We start from the raw sequence: 11,340 nt of genomic DNA, 5'->3' as shown, positions 1-11,340 counted from the left end.
TCCCGGGGAGCGAAGAACTCTCCCCGGGAACGGACGCGTCAGACGCGGCGACGCTTGGGCGGACGGCAGCCGTTATGGGCCTGCGGCGTCACGTCCTGGATCGAGCCGACCTCGAGGCCGGCCGCGGTGAGCGAACGGATCGCGGTCTCACGACCCGAACCCGGACCCTTCACGAAGACGTCGACCTTCTTGACGCCGTGCTCCTGCGCCTGGCGGGCGGCCGACTCGGCGGCCATGCCGGCGGCGTACGGCGTCGACTTGCGCGAACCCTTGAATCCGACACCGCCGGACGAAGCCCAGCTGATGACGGCGCCCGAGGGGTCGGTGATCGAAACGATCGTGTTGTTGAACGTCGACTTGATGTGGGCCTGACCCACGGCGATGTTCTTCTTCTCTTTGCGGCGCGGCTTGCGCGCGGCGGACTTGGCCTGTGCCATGTGCGTTCTCCTGAATCCTGACGCTCAGCCCGCGGCTTAGCGCGCCTTCTTCTTGCCGGCGACGGTGCGCTTGGGACCCTTGCGGGTACGCGCGTTCGTCTTCGTGCGCTGACCGCGCACGGGGAGGCCGCGGCGGTGGCGCAGGCCCTCGTAGGAACCGATCTCGACCTTGCGGCGGATGTCGGCGGCGACCTCGCGACGGAGGTCACCCTCCACCTTGTAGGTGCCTTCGATGTGGTCGCGCAGCGCGACCAGCTGGTCGTCGGTGAGGTCCTTGACGCGGATGTCCTGGCTGATGCCGGTCGCGTTCAGGATCTCGACGGAGCGGGTGCGGCCCACGCCGTAGATGTACGTAAGTGCGATCACCACGCGCTTATCGCGCGGGATGTCGACGCCGGCAAGACGTGCCATGCGGCTCTCCTCAGAGTGTGCTGGAGGTGTGGAGCAGGATCGGTGCTCGGGCCTCCGCCCCGAGGTGTCCCCGCCACTCGGCCGCTGAGATTATCGAAGCGTCCGAGAGGCGGATCTGATCCTGCCGGTGTGTATTCAGTTGGAGATGACGTCGAGTGGAACGACGTCGAGCTGGAAGCTCAGCCCTGGCGCTGCTTGTGGCGCGGGTTGCTCTTGCAGATCACCATCACGCGCCCGTGGCGGCGGATCACCTTGCAGTGATCGCAGATGGGCTTGACGGAGGGGTTGACCTTCATGATGTTCCTGTTTCGCTGTCTTCGAAGCCGCGAGGTGCGGTTCGTTACTTCTCGGCCGGACTCAGCGGTAGCGGTAGACGATACGACCGCGAGTGAGGTCGTACGGGCTCAGTTCGACGACGACACGGTCCTCGGGGATGATGCGGATGTAGTTCTGCCGCATCTTGCCCGAGATGGTCGCGAGCACTTTGTGCCCGTTCGTCAGCTCGACACGGAACATCGCGTTGGGCAGTGCCTCGGACACCGTGCCCTCGATCTCGATGACACCGTCTTTCTTCGCCATAAACTCGCTCACGCTCAGTTGCAGACCGGCCGGTCTGCGGTGGATGGGGGTTCGGTGCTTCGACACGCCAATGAAGGCGCAACGCACCAAAGATCAAGCATACGTGGTAATGCTCGACCCGGCAACTCGCCGGGAGTGTCGTCAGCCGTTCAGACGGGCGACGATGTCCTTCTGCGGGTCACCGGTCAGGTCGGTCTTGTTGGTGAGGAGCGTCCCGTTCACGACGATGGTGGGAGTGGAGACACCACTCGCGCCCGACTGGATCGGGGTCTGACGGGTCATGGCCGTCACGTACTTCTCGTATGTGCCGTCGTTGATGCAGGAGGTCACGGCATCCGATGCACCCGCGCTCGTCGCGATCGATGCGATCGTGGCGTCGTCCAAGCCGGAGGTGCCCTCCGCGGGCTGCTGCGCGTACATCGCCTTGACGAAAGCGGGGATGTTCGCGGGGTCGTCGACAGCGACACAGTAGGCCGCGCTGGCAGAGCGCGTCGAGTACTGGGTCCCCTGCGATGACCGATCGAGGATCGAGATCGGGTGGATGTTCAGCGTGATCGTGCCGTCGTCGACGAGCTGCTGGAGCGTCGGTCCGTACGACTGCTCGAACGAGTTGCAGATGGGGCACATGAAGTCGACGTAGGTGTCCACGGTCTTCGAACCGGAGCCCACCGAGATCGCCCCCGTGTCCGTGTTGACCGCCGAGGACTGCGGAAGGGTGCCGGGCGAGGTCGCCTGGCTGTTGGCGAACCACACGACACCGCCCACGACGAGGACGATCACCACCGCTGCAGCCGTGATACCGATCGCGAACCAGTTCGTGGCCTTGCGTGCCGCAGCCATCATCATCAATCGATCTCCTTCGGCACCACACCGAAGGGCGCCAGCTTTTCTGCACCACCGTCGGGCGCGGTGAGAACCCAGATGCCCCCATCGTGCACGGCGACGCTATGTTCCCAATGGGAGCCGGCTGTGCCGTCGATCGTCGACACGGTCCACCCGTCGTCCTCGACCTCGGTGGCCTGATCGCCGATGACCACCATCGGCTCGATCGCCACGGCGAGTCCGGGGCGCACCTCCGGGCCCTTGTCGGCCACGGCGTAGTTGAAGACGCTCGGCGATTCGTGCATCTTGCGCCCGATCCCGTGCCCGACGTAGTCGCGCAGGATGCCGTAGCCGCCCTCCGGCGCGTTGTCGTCGATGTACGCCTCGATGGCAGCCCCGACCTCGGCCAGGTGGGAGGCACGGCTGAGTGCCGCGATGCCCGCCCAAAGCGAACCTTCGGTGACTTCCGACAGGCGGCGCCGCGGAGCGACGACATCTTCGGGCGCCTCGCCCGGCACGATGACTGTGAAGGCCGAGTCGCCGTTCCAGCCGCGGAACTGCGCCCCCGCATCGATCGACAGGATGTCGCCCGCCCGCAGGGGTCGTTCGCTGGGGATGCCGTGGACCACCTGCTCGTTTACCGAGGCGCAGATGGTGTGCCGGTAGCCGCGCACCATCTGAAAGTTCGACTCGGCACCACGCTCGGCGATGACCCGGGCGGCGGCCGCGTCGAGCTCGAGCGTGGTGACACCCGGAGCGATCAGCGCACGCACGGCGTCGAGCGCGGCGGCGGTGATCAGCCCGGGCTCCACCATGGCGCGCAACTGAGCGGGCTTCTTGTAGATCGAGGAGCGGAAGACCACTGTCAGTCAGCCGAACGACGGCGGAGACCGCGCGCGTCAAGCGCCGCGAAGATCCGGCCCGTGACCTCGTCGAGCCCGCCGACACCGTCGATCTCGTCGACGATCCCTCGCGTCCCGTAGACCCCGAGGATCGGGGCGGTCTCGCGCTCGTAGATGTTCAGGCGGGTCTCGATCGCCTCGGCCGTGTCGTCGGCGCGGCCCTGCTCAGCGGCGCGCGCGGTGAGACGCGCCAGAGACTCGTCACGGGGAACCACGAGTGCGATGACGGCGTCGAGGGCCTCGTCGCGTCCGCCGAGGAACTCATCGAGGTGCATGACCTGCGCGAGGTTGCGCGGGTAACCGTCGAGGAGGAACCCCTCCCCCGCGTCCGGCTGCGACAGCCGGTCACGCACGACCGCACTGGTCAGCTCGTCGGGGACGAGGTCACCGGCGTCGATGATCGAGGTGACTTGTTTGCCGAGGTCGGTGCCTGCGGCCACATTTGCACGGAACACGTCGCCGGTCGAGACGACGGGGATGCCGAACGCCTCCGCGATGCGGACGCCCTGCGTCCCCTTGCCCGAACCCTGCGGGCCGACGATCAACAGACGAGCCGTCATCGGAGGAGCCCTTCGTAGTGGCGCTGCTGGAGCTGCGCGTCGATTTGCTTCACCGTCTCGAGACCGACACCCACGATGATGAGGATCGAAGCGCCGCCGAAGGGGAAGTTCTGGTTCGCGCCGACCGTGGCGAGGGCCACGAGCGGCAGGAGCGCGATCAGACCGAGGTAGATCGAGCCGGGGAGCGTGATGCGCGTCAGTACGTAGTCGAGATACTCGGCGGTCGGGCGTCCCGCGCGGATGCCGGGGATGAACCCGCCGTACTTCTTCATGTTGTCGGCGACATCGACGGGGTTGAACGTGATGGCGACGTAGAAGTACGTGAAACCGACGATCAGCAGGAAGTAGATGAGCATGTACAGCGGGTGGTCACCGCGCGTGAGGTACTGCGAGATCCAGGTGACCCACGGGGCCGGCTCCTGACCCGCCTGAGGCTGGTTGAACTGCGCGATGAGGGCCGGGATGTACAGCAGCGACGACGCGAAGATCACCGGCACCACACCGGCCATGTTCACCTTGATCGGGATGTAGGTGTTGGTGCCGCCGTAGGTGCGGCGGCCGACCATGCGCTTGGCGTACTGCACCGGGATGCGGCGCTGGGACTGCTCGACGAAGACGACGAGCGCGACGACCAGGATGCCGACGGCCAGGACGAGGAGGAAGACCTCGACACCGCGCGAGTTGAGGATCGACATCATCGCGGCCGGGAAGGTGGCGGCGATCGACGTGAAGATGAGGATGGACATGCCGTTGCCGACGCCACGCTCGGTGACCAGCTCGGCGAACCACATGACGAGGCCCGTACCGGCGGTGAGCGTGATGATCATCAGCAGCTGAGCCCACCAGACGTCGTTCGTCAGGAGCTGCTGGCACTCCGGGATGCCGGCAGTGCCGAAGAGCTGCCCGGAACGCGCCACGGTGACCAGGGTCGTCGACTGCAGCAGCGCGAGAGCGATGGTCAGGTAGCGCGTGTACTGCGTCAGCTTCGCCTGACCCGCCTGGCCCTCCTTGTAGAGGGTCTCGAAGTGCGGGATGACGACGCGCAGCAGCTGCACGATGATCGTGGCCGTGATGTACGGCATGACACCGAGCGCGAAGATCGACAGCTGCAGCAGGGCGCCACCGGAGAAGAGGTTGACCAGCGACAGCAGACCTTCGGTGCTTCCGGAGTCGCTCAAACACTGCTGAACGTTGGGGAAGTCGACGAACGGCGACGGGACATGAGCACCGAGCCGGTAGATGGCGATGATCCCCAACGTGAAGGCGATCTTGCGCCTCAGGTCGGGCGTGCGGAAAACCCGCGCGATGGCGCTGAACAAAGGGGATTCCTCCAGAACGATCTCGGCGCGCCGCAGGCGCACACCAAATCAGACTAACCCAGAAGGGGCCGACGGCCGTAAGGCCGCCGGCCCCTCCGGGGTTCGGGCGTCAGTTGACGGTGCCGCCCGCGGCGACGATCTTCTGCTCTGCGGAGCCGGAGACCTTGTCGACCGAGACGGTCAGCGCGACCGAGATGTCGCCGGTGCCGAGCACCTTGACCTTCTCGTTCTTGCGCACGGCGCCCTTGGCCACCAGGTCGGCGACGGTCACGTCGCCACCCTGCGGGTAGAGCTCGCCGAGCTTCTCCAGGTTCACGACCTGGTACTCGACGCGGAACGGGTTCTTGAAGCCGCGGAGCTTGGGGGTGCGCATGTGCAACGGCATCTGCCCACCCTCGAAGCCGACCTTGACCTGGTAACGGGCCTTGGTTCCCTTGGTACCGCGACCGGCCGTCTTACCCTTCGAGCCCTCACCGCGACCCACACGGGTCTTGGCGGTACGGGCACCCGGGACGGGACGCAGGTGGTGGACCTTCAGCACGCCGGGGCGGGCCGCGGGGGCTTCCTTCTTCTCAGCCGTCTTACGGGCCGAGGCCTTCTTCGGGGCGTCGACCGTGGCGGTCTCGTCCTTCTTGGCAGCCATTAGTCGATCTCCTCAACCTTGACGAGGTGGGCGACGGTCTTGACGTAACCGCGCGTCTGCGCGTCGTCGGGACGGACGACCGAGTCGCCGATCCGCTTGAGACCGAGCGAGCGCAGCGTGTCACGCTGGTTCTGCTTCTCGCTCACCTTGGACTTGATCTGCGTGACCTTCAGACGCTCGGCCATCAGGCACCTACCTTCTGAGCGGCGGCCTCGGCGCGCACGAGGCGGGCCGGGGCGACCTGGTCGAACTCCAGGCCACGGCGAGCGGCCACGGCGCGGGGCTCCTCGAGCGACTTCAGCGCTTCGACGGTCGCGTGCACGATGTTGATCGTGTTCGACGAGCCGAGCGACTTCGAGAGGACATCGTGGATGCCGGCGCACTCGAGGACGGCACGGACGGGACCACCGGCGATAACACCGGTACCGGCAGCGGCGGGGCGCAGGAGCACCACGCCGGCAGCGGCCTCACCCTGGACGGGGTGCGGGATGGTCGAGCCCGAGCGGGGAACGCGGAAGAAGTTGCGCTTGGCCTCTTCGACACCCTTCGAGATGGCGAGGGGGACTTCGCGGGCCTTGCCGTAACCGACACCCACGACGCCGTTGCCATCGCCCACGACGACGAGCGCCGTGAAGCTGAAGCGGCGACCACCCTTGACCACCTTCGACACGCGGTTGATCGTCACGACGCGCTCGAGGAACTGGCTCTCGTTGCGGTCGCGCGAACCACGGTCGCGCTGGTTGGTGTTGCGCTCGCGACCACCGCGACGCGGCTCGCGCTCACGCTCGGCGGGGGCCGTGGCCGCAGCCGCACCCTCAGCCGGTGCAGTCTGCTCGGTCACTTCGGTCTCCTTGTTGTCACTCACAGGTTCAGCCCTCCTTCGCGGGCACCGTCGGCGATCGCGGCGACGCGACCGGCGTACCGGTTGCCTCCGCGGTCGAACACGACGTCGGACACGCCGACGGCCTTCGCACGCTCGGCGACGAGCTCGCCGACCTTGCGGGCCTTGGCGGTCTTGTCACCGTCGAAGCCGCGCAGGTCGGTCTCGAGGGTGGAGGCGGAGGCCACGGTGTGGCCCTTGCTGTCGTCCACGACCTGGACGAACACGTGGCGCGCCGAACGCGTCACGACCAGACGGGGGCGCAGCTCGGTGCCAACGACCTTCTTGCGAAGGCGCGCGTGGCGACGTGCGCGAGCAACAGACTTCGACTGCACAGCCATGCTTACTTACCAGCCTTTCCGGCCTTGCGGCGGACGACCTCGCCCGCGTAGCGCACACCCTTGCCCTTGTAGGGCTCGGGCTTGCGGATCTTGCGGATGTTGGCGGCGGCCTCGCCGACGGCCTGCTTGTCGATGCCGCTCACGGTGAGCTTGTTGTTGCCTTCGACCGTGAGGGTGATGCCCGCGGGCGGGTCGATCAGGACGGGGTGCGAGAAGCCGAGGGCGAACTCGACCGAGCTGCCCTTCTGCGCCACGCGGTAACCCGTGCCGACGACCTCGAGGCCCTTGGTGTAGCCCTGGGTGACACCGATGATGTTGTTGTTGATGAGCGTGCGGGTCAGGCCGTGGAGCGACCGCGACTCGCGCTCGTCGTCGGGGCGGGTGACGAGAACCTGGTTCTCCTCGACCGACACCTCGAGGGGCTGCGCAACGGTGAGCGCGAGCTCGCCCTTGGGGCCCTTGACGGAGACCTCCCGGCCGTTCACCGTGACGGTGACTCCGGCGGGGATGTCGATGGGAAGACGTCCGATACGCGACATGTCAGATCACCACACGTAGGCGAGGACTTCCCCGCCGACGCCCTTCTGCTCGGCCTGACGGTCGGTGAGGAGACCGGAGGAGGTGGACAGGATGGCGACGCCGAGCCCGCCGAGGACCGTGGGGACCTCGGTCGACTTCGCGTACACGCGGAGGCCGGGCTTCGAGACGCGCTTGATGCCGGCGATGGACCGCTCGCGGTTCGGACCGTACTTCAGCGTCATGTTGAGGGTCTGGCCGACACGGGCGTCTTCGACGCTCCAGTCAGCGATGTAACCCTCCTGCTTGAGGATTTCGGCGATGTTGGTCTTGAGCTTCGAGCTCGGCATCGACACGGAGTCGTGGTGCGCCGAGTTCGCGTTGCGCAGACGGGTCAGCATGTCTGCGACCGGGTCTGTCATCGTCATGTGTTGCTTCTTTCGTTCATGAGGTTTCGCCTGCCGTTACACGACAGGCGACCTTCGATGATGGGCCCCCGGAAACCCGGGGGCCCAAGGGGTCAGGCCTGAGCGTCGGCCGACTGGAACGGGAAGCCGAGCTGGCGCAGCAGCGAACGGCCCTCGTCGTCGGTCTTGGCCGTGGTGACGATCGTGATGTCGAAACCACGGACACGGTCGATGCGGTCCTGGTCGATCTCGTGGAACACGGACTGCTCCTGGAGACCGAAGGTGTAGTTGCCGTTGCCGTCGAACTGCTTGGGCGACAGGCCGCGGAAGTCGCGGATGCGCGGCAGAGCGAGGTTGACGAGGCGGTCGACGAACTCCCACGCGCGGTCACCGCGGAGGGTGACGTGCGCGCCGATGGCCTGGCCTTCGCGCAGCTTGAACTGGGCGATCGACTTGCGGGCCTTGGTGACGACCGGCTTCTGACCGGTGATCTTGGTGAGGTCGTCGACCGCACCATCGATCACCTTGCTGTCACGAGCGGCCTCGCCGACACCGGTGTTCACGACGACCTTGACCAGGCCGGGGATCTGCATGACGTTCTCGTAGCCGAACTCGTCCTGCAGCGCCTTCTTGATCTCGGCGTTGTACTTCTGCTTGAGGCGGGGCTGGATCTTGCCAGTCTCCGCGGCAGTCACGGTGCTCATGTTCAGAGGTCCTTGCCTGACTTCTTCGCGAAGCGCACGCGGACGGTGCGCTTGACGCCGTCCTTGACCTGCTCCTCGACCCGGTGGCCGACGCGGGTCGGCTTCTTGGTCGAGGGGTCGACGATCGCGACGTTGGAGATGTGGATCGGGGCCTCGAACGTCTCGATGCCACCGGTCTTGGTTCCGCGCTGGGACTGGCCCACGCGGTTGTGCTTGGTGACGTAGTTCACGCCCTCGACGATGACGCGGTTCTGCTCGGGAAGGACCTCGAGGACCTTGCCCTGCTTGCCGCGGTCGCCGCCGCGCTCGGGCTTGGCGCCCGAGATGACCTGAACGAGGTCACCCTTCTTGATTTTCGCCATGATCAGATGACCTCCGGGGCGAGCGAGACGATCTTCATGAACTTCTTGTCACGAAGCTCACGACCGACCGGTCCGAAGATGCGGGTGCCGCGGGGCTCCCCGTCGTTCTTCAGGATCACGGCGGCGTTCTCGTCGAACTTGATGTACGAGCCGTCGGGACGGCGGGTCTGCTTGACGACGCGGACGACGACAGCCTTGACCACGTCGCCCTTCTTGACGTTTCCACCCGGGATCGCGTCCTTGACCGTGGCGACGATGACGTCACCCAGGCCGGCGTAGCGACGGTTGGAGCCGCCGAGCACGCGGATGGTGAGCAGCTCCTTGGCGCCGGTGTTGTCGGCGACCTTCAGCCGGGATTCGTTCTGAATCACTTTTTACTCCTTGGGTTCCAAGCAAGCCGCGAGGCTTACTTGGCCTTCTCGAGGATCTCGACCAGGCGCCAGCGCTTGGTGGCGCTGAGCGGACGGGTCTCGTTGATGACGACGAGGTCGCCGATGCCCGCCGAGTTGGTCTCGTCGTGCGCCTTGACCTTCGAGGTGCGACGGATGACCTTGCCGTAGAGGGGGTGCTTCACGCGGTCCTCGACCTCGACGACGATCGTCTTGTCCATCTTGTCGCTGACGACGTAGCCACGACGCGCCTTGCGGTAACCGCGGGCGTTCTCGTCACGGACATCGTGTTCGGCGTGCTCGTGACCGGCGACCTGCGCCTCGGCCTTCTTCGCGGTAGCCATTACTCCGCCTCTTCCTTCGCGGCGTCGTCAGCGGCATCCGCCTTCTTCGCCTTGCTCTTCTTCGCCTTCGTCGCCTCGACCGGAGCCGGGGTGGCGCGGATGCCGAGCTCGCGCTCACGGATCACCGTGTACAGACGCGCGATGTCGCGCTTGACTGCACGGATGCGGCCGTGGCTCTCGAGCTGGCCGGTGGCCGACTGGAAGCGCAGGTTGAACAGCTCTTCCTTGGCCTTGCGCAGCTCCTCGACGAGGCGCTGGTCTTCGAACGTGTCGAGCTCGCTCGGGGCGAGCTGCTTGGTGCCGATCGCCATTACGCGTCGCCCTCCTCGCGCTTGATGATGCGTGCCTTCAGGGGCAGCTTGTGGATGGCACGGGTCAGTGCTTCACGAGCAAGTTCCTCGTTGACACCGGCGACCTCGAAGAGGACGCGACCCGGCTTGACGTTTGCAACCCACCACTCGGGCGAGCCCTTACCGGAACCCATGCGGGTTTCGGCCGGCTTCTTGGTGAGCGGACGGTCGGGGTAGATGTTGATCCACACCTTTCCACCACGCTTGATGTGACGCGTCATGGCGATACGAGCGGACTCGATCTGACGGTTGGTCACGTAAGCGGGGGTGAGCGCCTGGATCCCGAACTCACCGAACGACACCGTGGTGCCACCGGTGGCCTGGCCCGAACGGCCGGGGTGGTGCTGCTTGCGGTACTTGACCTTGCGGGGGATGAGCATTACGCCGACGCTCCTTCTGCCACGGGGGCCTCGTTGCGCGGGCCACGACGACGGTCGCCACCGCGGTCGTCACGACCGCGCGACTTGGGCGCGTTGGCCTGCTCGCGGGCGAGCTCCTTGTTGGTGAGGTCGCCCTTGTAGATCCAGACCTTCACGCCGATGCGGCCGAAGGTCGTCTTGGCCTCGTAGAAGCCGTAGTCGATGTTCGCGCGGAGCGTGTGCAGGGGCACCCGGCCTTCGCGGTAGAACTCGGAACGGCTCATCTCGGCGCCGCCGAGGCGGCCCGACACCTGGATGCGGACACCCTTGGCGCCGGCACGCTGTGCGCCCTGCAGGCCCTTGCGCATCGCACGGCGGAACGCCACGCGAGCGGTGAGCTGCTCAGCCACACCCTGCGCGACCAGCTGAGCGTCGGCCTCGGGGTTCTTGACCTCGAGGATGTTCAGCTGGATCTGCTTGCCGGTGAGCTTCTCGAGGTCGGCGCGGATGCGCTCGGCCTCGGCGCCGCGGCGACCGATCACGATGCCCGGACGGGCGGTGTGGATGTCGACGCGGACGCGGTCACGCGTGCGCTCGATCTCGATGTTGCTGACACCGGCGCGGTCGAGCGACGTGGTCAGCAGGCGACGGATCTTGATGTCCTCGGCGAGGTAGTCGGCGTAGCGCTGACCGGCCTTCGTCGAGTCCGAGAACCACCGCGACACGTGGTCGGTGGTGATGCCGAGGCGGAAGCCGTACGGGTTGACCTTCTGTCCCATTACTTGCTCGCCTTCTTGTTGGCGCGAGCCGGGGCCGCCTCAGCGGTCTCGGGCGTCGCGAGCACGACCGTGATGTGGCTCGTGCGCTTCTTGATCTGGAAGGCGCGACCCTGAGCGCGGGGCTGGAAACGCTTCAGCGTCGTGCCCTCGTCGACGTACGCGTTCTTCACGTACAGGTCAGCGTCATCCAGGTACTCGTTCGTCTTGTCGGCCGTGACGCGAGCGTTCGCGATGGC

22 protein-coding genes are annotated in these 11,340 nt (G+C 66.4%); all 22 read right to left on the bottom strand.

Annotation, left to right across the window (positions count from 1 at the left end):
• Positions 1-38 precede the first annotated feature (38 nt).
• On the bottom strand, positions 39-437 hold the full coding sequence (gene rpsK / locus P2P98_RS11335) for a 30S ribosomal protein S11 (protein ID WP_013583990.1): 399 nt from the start codon (positions 435-437) through the stop codon (positions 39-41).
• Between the two features lie 36 nt (positions 438-473).
• A complete protein-coding gene (gene rpsM / locus P2P98_RS11330; protein WP_058623963.1) occupies positions 474-848 on the bottom strand; it encodes a 30S ribosomal protein S13 in 375 nt (124 codons plus the stop codon).
• A gap of 179 nt (positions 849-1,027) precedes the next feature.
• Positions 1,028-1,144, bottom strand: a complete 117-nt coding sequence (gene rpmJ / locus P2P98_RS11325; protein ID WP_005050492.1) for a 50S ribosomal protein L36 — start codon at positions 1,142-1,144, stop codon at positions 1,028-1,030.
• A gap of 61 nt (positions 1,145-1,205) precedes the next feature.
• Entirely contained in the window at positions 1,206-1,427 is a 222-nt protein-coding gene (infA, locus tag P2P98_RS11320; RefSeq protein WP_013583992.1) for a translation initiation factor IF-1, read from the bottom strand.
• A 141-nt stretch (positions 1,428-1,568) separates the two neighbouring features.
• Positions 1,569-2,273 (bottom strand): thioredoxin domain-containing protein, encoded by a 705-nt coding sequence (locus tag P2P98_RS11315; protein WP_275799833.1) that lies wholly within the window; start codon positions 2,271-2,273, stop codon positions 1,569-1,571.
• Positions 2,273-3,112, bottom strand: coding sequence for a type I methionyl aminopeptidase (map, locus tag P2P98_RS11310; protein ID WP_275799832.1), 840 nt, complete (start codon positions 3,110-3,112; stop codon positions 2,273-2,275). Before map ends, P2P98_RS11315 begins: the two co-directional genes overlap by 1 nt.
• Positions 3,113-3,114: 2 nt before the next feature.
• On the bottom strand, positions 3,115-3,711 hold the full coding sequence (locus tag P2P98_RS11305) for an adenylate kinase (protein ID WP_275799831.1): 597 nt from the start codon (positions 3,709-3,711) through the stop codon (positions 3,115-3,117).
• Complete coding sequence (gene secY / locus P2P98_RS11300; RefSeq protein ID WP_275799828.1) at positions 3,708-5,030, bottom strand: preprotein translocase subunit SecY; 1,323 nt, start codon at positions 5,028-5,030, stop codon at positions 3,708-3,710. The genes P2P98_RS11305 and secY overlap by 4 nt, the downstream gene beginning before the upstream one ends.
• Positions 5,031-5,139: 109 nt before the next feature.
• Positions 5,140-5,673, bottom strand: coding sequence for a 50S ribosomal protein L15 (gene rplO / locus P2P98_RS11295; protein WP_275799826.1), 534 nt, complete (start codon positions 5,671-5,673; stop codon positions 5,140-5,142).
• Positions 5,673-5,858: a 50S ribosomal protein L30 gene (rpmD, locus tag P2P98_RS11290; protein ID WP_013583998.1), complete on the bottom strand. Its 186-nt coding sequence runs from the start codon at positions 5,856-5,858 to the stop codon at positions 5,673-5,675. Before rpmD ends, rplO begins: the two co-directional genes overlap by 1 nt.
• Positions 5,858-6,514, bottom strand: coding sequence for a 30S ribosomal protein S5 (rpsE, locus tag P2P98_RS11285; protein WP_231848142.1), 657 nt, complete (start codon positions 6,512-6,514; stop codon positions 5,858-5,860). The genes rpmD and rpsE overlap by 1 nt, the downstream gene beginning before the upstream one ends.
• A 20-nt stretch (positions 6,515-6,534) precedes the next feature.
• The gene (rplR, locus tag P2P98_RS11280) at positions 6,535-6,894 is read right to left on the bottom strand and encodes a 50S ribosomal protein L18 (RefSeq protein WP_058596239.1); all 360 of its coding nucleotides are present in this window, start codon (positions 6,892-6,894) and stop codon (positions 6,535-6,537) included.
• Between the two features lie 2 nt (positions 6,895-6,896).
• Positions 6,897-7,433, bottom strand: a complete 537-nt coding sequence (gene rplF / locus P2P98_RS11275; protein WP_058596240.1) for a 50S ribosomal protein L6 — start codon at positions 7,431-7,433, stop codon at positions 6,897-6,899.
• Positions 7,434-7,439: 6 nt separating this feature from the next.
• Entirely contained in the window at positions 7,440-7,838 is a 399-nt protein-coding gene (gene rpsH / locus P2P98_RS11270) for a 30S ribosomal protein S8 (protein WP_275799824.1), read from the bottom strand.
• Between the two features lie 92 nt (positions 7,839-7,930).
• Positions 7,931-8,521: a 50S ribosomal protein L5 gene (gene rplE / locus P2P98_RS11265; RefSeq protein WP_058614733.1), complete on the bottom strand. Its 591-nt coding sequence runs from the start codon at positions 8,519-8,521 to the stop codon at positions 7,931-7,933.
• A 2-nt stretch (positions 8,522-8,523) separates the two neighbouring features.
• Positions 8,524-8,883, bottom strand: a complete 360-nt coding sequence (gene rplX / locus P2P98_RS11260; protein WP_058596243.1) for a 50S ribosomal protein L24 — start codon at positions 8,881-8,883, stop codon at positions 8,524-8,526.
• 2 nt (positions 8,884-8,885) lie between these two features.
• Positions 8,886-9,254 carry a 50S ribosomal protein L14 gene (rplN, locus tag P2P98_RS11255; protein WP_013584005.1) on the bottom strand — a complete coding sequence of 123 codons (369 nt, stop codon included), beginning with the start codon at positions 9,252-9,254 and terminating at the stop codon, positions 8,886-8,888.
• A gap of 35 nt (positions 9,255-9,289) precedes the next feature.
• A complete protein-coding gene (gene rpsQ / locus P2P98_RS11250; RefSeq protein WP_058596244.1) occupies positions 9,290-9,616 on the bottom strand; it encodes a 30S ribosomal protein S17 in 327 nt (108 codons plus the stop codon).
• Positions 9,616-9,927, bottom strand: a complete 312-nt coding sequence (rpmC, locus tag P2P98_RS11245) for a 50S ribosomal protein L29 (RefSeq protein ID WP_013584007.1) — start codon at positions 9,925-9,927, stop codon at positions 9,616-9,618. The genes rpsQ and rpmC overlap by 1 nt, the downstream gene beginning before the upstream one ends.
• Positions 9,927-10,346 (bottom strand): 50S ribosomal protein L16, encoded by a 420-nt coding sequence (rplP, locus tag P2P98_RS11240; protein WP_013584008.1) that lies wholly within the window; start codon positions 10,344-10,346, stop codon positions 9,927-9,929. The genes rpmC and rplP overlap by 1 nt, the downstream gene beginning before the upstream one ends.
• Entirely contained in the window at positions 10,346-11,104 is a 759-nt protein-coding gene (gene rpsC, locus P2P98_RS11235) for a 30S ribosomal protein S3 (RefSeq protein ID WP_013584009.1), read from the bottom strand. Before rpsC ends, rplP begins: the two co-directional genes overlap by 1 nt.
• A partial coding sequence (locus P2P98_RS11230) for an uL22 family ribosomal protein (protein ID WP_275799819.1) occupies positions 11,104-11,340 on the bottom strand: 237 nt, incomplete at its 5' end. The genes rpsC and P2P98_RS11230, both read right to left, overlap by 1 nt.

The organism is Microbacterium sp. Kw_RZR3, from assembly GCF_029222405.1.
Taxonomy (GTDB): Bacteria; Actinomycetota; Actinomycetes; order Actinomycetales; family Microbacteriaceae; genus Microbacterium.
This window is presented reverse-complemented; position numbering and strand designations above follow the sequence as displayed.

What these genes read in the sequence shown, in the direction of transcription:
- rpsK (WP_013583990.1), bottom strand. Translation starts at nt 437, where the DNA reads ATGGCACAGGCCAAGTCCGCCGCGCGCAAGCCGCGCCGCAAAGAGAAG.
- rpsM (WP_058623963.1), bottom strand. Translation starts at nt 848, where the DNA reads ATGGCACGTCTTGCCGGCGTCGACATCCCGCGCGATAAGCGCGTGGTG.
- rpmJ (WP_005050492.1), bottom strand. Translation starts at nt 1,144, where the DNA reads ATGAAGGTCAACCCCTCCGTCAAGCCCATCTGCGATCACTGCAAGGTG.
- infA (WP_013583992.1), bottom strand. Translation starts at nt 1,427, where the DNA reads ATGGCGAAGAAAGACGGTGTCATCGAGATCGAGGGCACGGTGTCCGAG.
- P2P98_RS11315 (WP_275799833.1), bottom strand. Translation starts at nt 2,273, where the DNA reads ATGATGATGGCTGCGGCACGCAAGGCCACGAACTGGTTCGCGATCGGT.
- P2P98_RS11305 (WP_275799831.1), bottom strand. Translation starts at nt 3,711, where the DNA reads ATGACGGCTCGTCTGTTGATCGTCGGCCCGCAGGGTTCGGGCAAGGGG.
- rplO (WP_275799826.1), bottom strand. Translation starts at nt 5,673, where the DNA reads ATGGCTGCCAAGAAGGACGAGACCGCCACGGTCGACGCCCCGAAGAAG.
- rpmD (WP_013583998.1), bottom strand. Translation starts at nt 5,858, where the DNA reads ATGGCCGAGCGTCTGAAGGTCACGCAGATCAAGTCCAAGGTGAGCGAG.
- rplR (WP_058596239.1), bottom strand. Translation starts at nt 6,894, where the DNA reads ATGGCTGTGCAGTCGAAGTCTGTTGCTCGCGCACGTCGCCACGCGCGC.
- rplF (WP_058596240.1), bottom strand. Translation starts at nt 7,433, where the DNA reads ATGTCGCGTATCGGACGTCTTCCCATCGACATCCCCGCCGGAGTCACC.
- rpsH (WP_275799824.1), bottom strand. Translation starts at nt 7,838, where the DNA reads ATGACGATGACAGACCCGGTCGCAGACATGCTGACCCGTCTGCGCAAC.
- rplE (WP_058614733.1), bottom strand. Translation starts at nt 8,521, where the DNA reads ATGAGCACCGTGACTGCCGCGGAGACTGGCAAGATCCAGCCCCGCCTC.
- rplX (WP_058596243.1), bottom strand. Translation starts at nt 8,883, where the DNA reads ATGGCGAAAATCAAGAAGGGTGACCTCGTTCAGGTCATCTCGGGCGCC.
- rpsQ (WP_058596244.1), bottom strand. Translation starts at nt 9,616, where the DNA reads ATGGCTACCGCGAAGAAGGCCGAGGCGCAGGTCGCCGGTCACGAGCAC.
- rpmC (WP_013584007.1), bottom strand. Translation starts at nt 9,927, where the DNA reads ATGGCGATCGGCACCAAGCAGCTCGCCCCGAGCGAGCTCGACACGTTC.
- rplP (WP_013584008.1), bottom strand. Translation starts at nt 10,346, where the DNA reads ATGCTCATCCCCCGCAAGGTCAAGTACCGCAAGCAGCACCACCCCGGC.
- rpsC (WP_013584009.1), bottom strand. Translation starts at nt 11,104, where the DNA reads ATGGGACAGAAGGTCAACCCGTACGGCTTCCGCCTCGGCATCACCACC.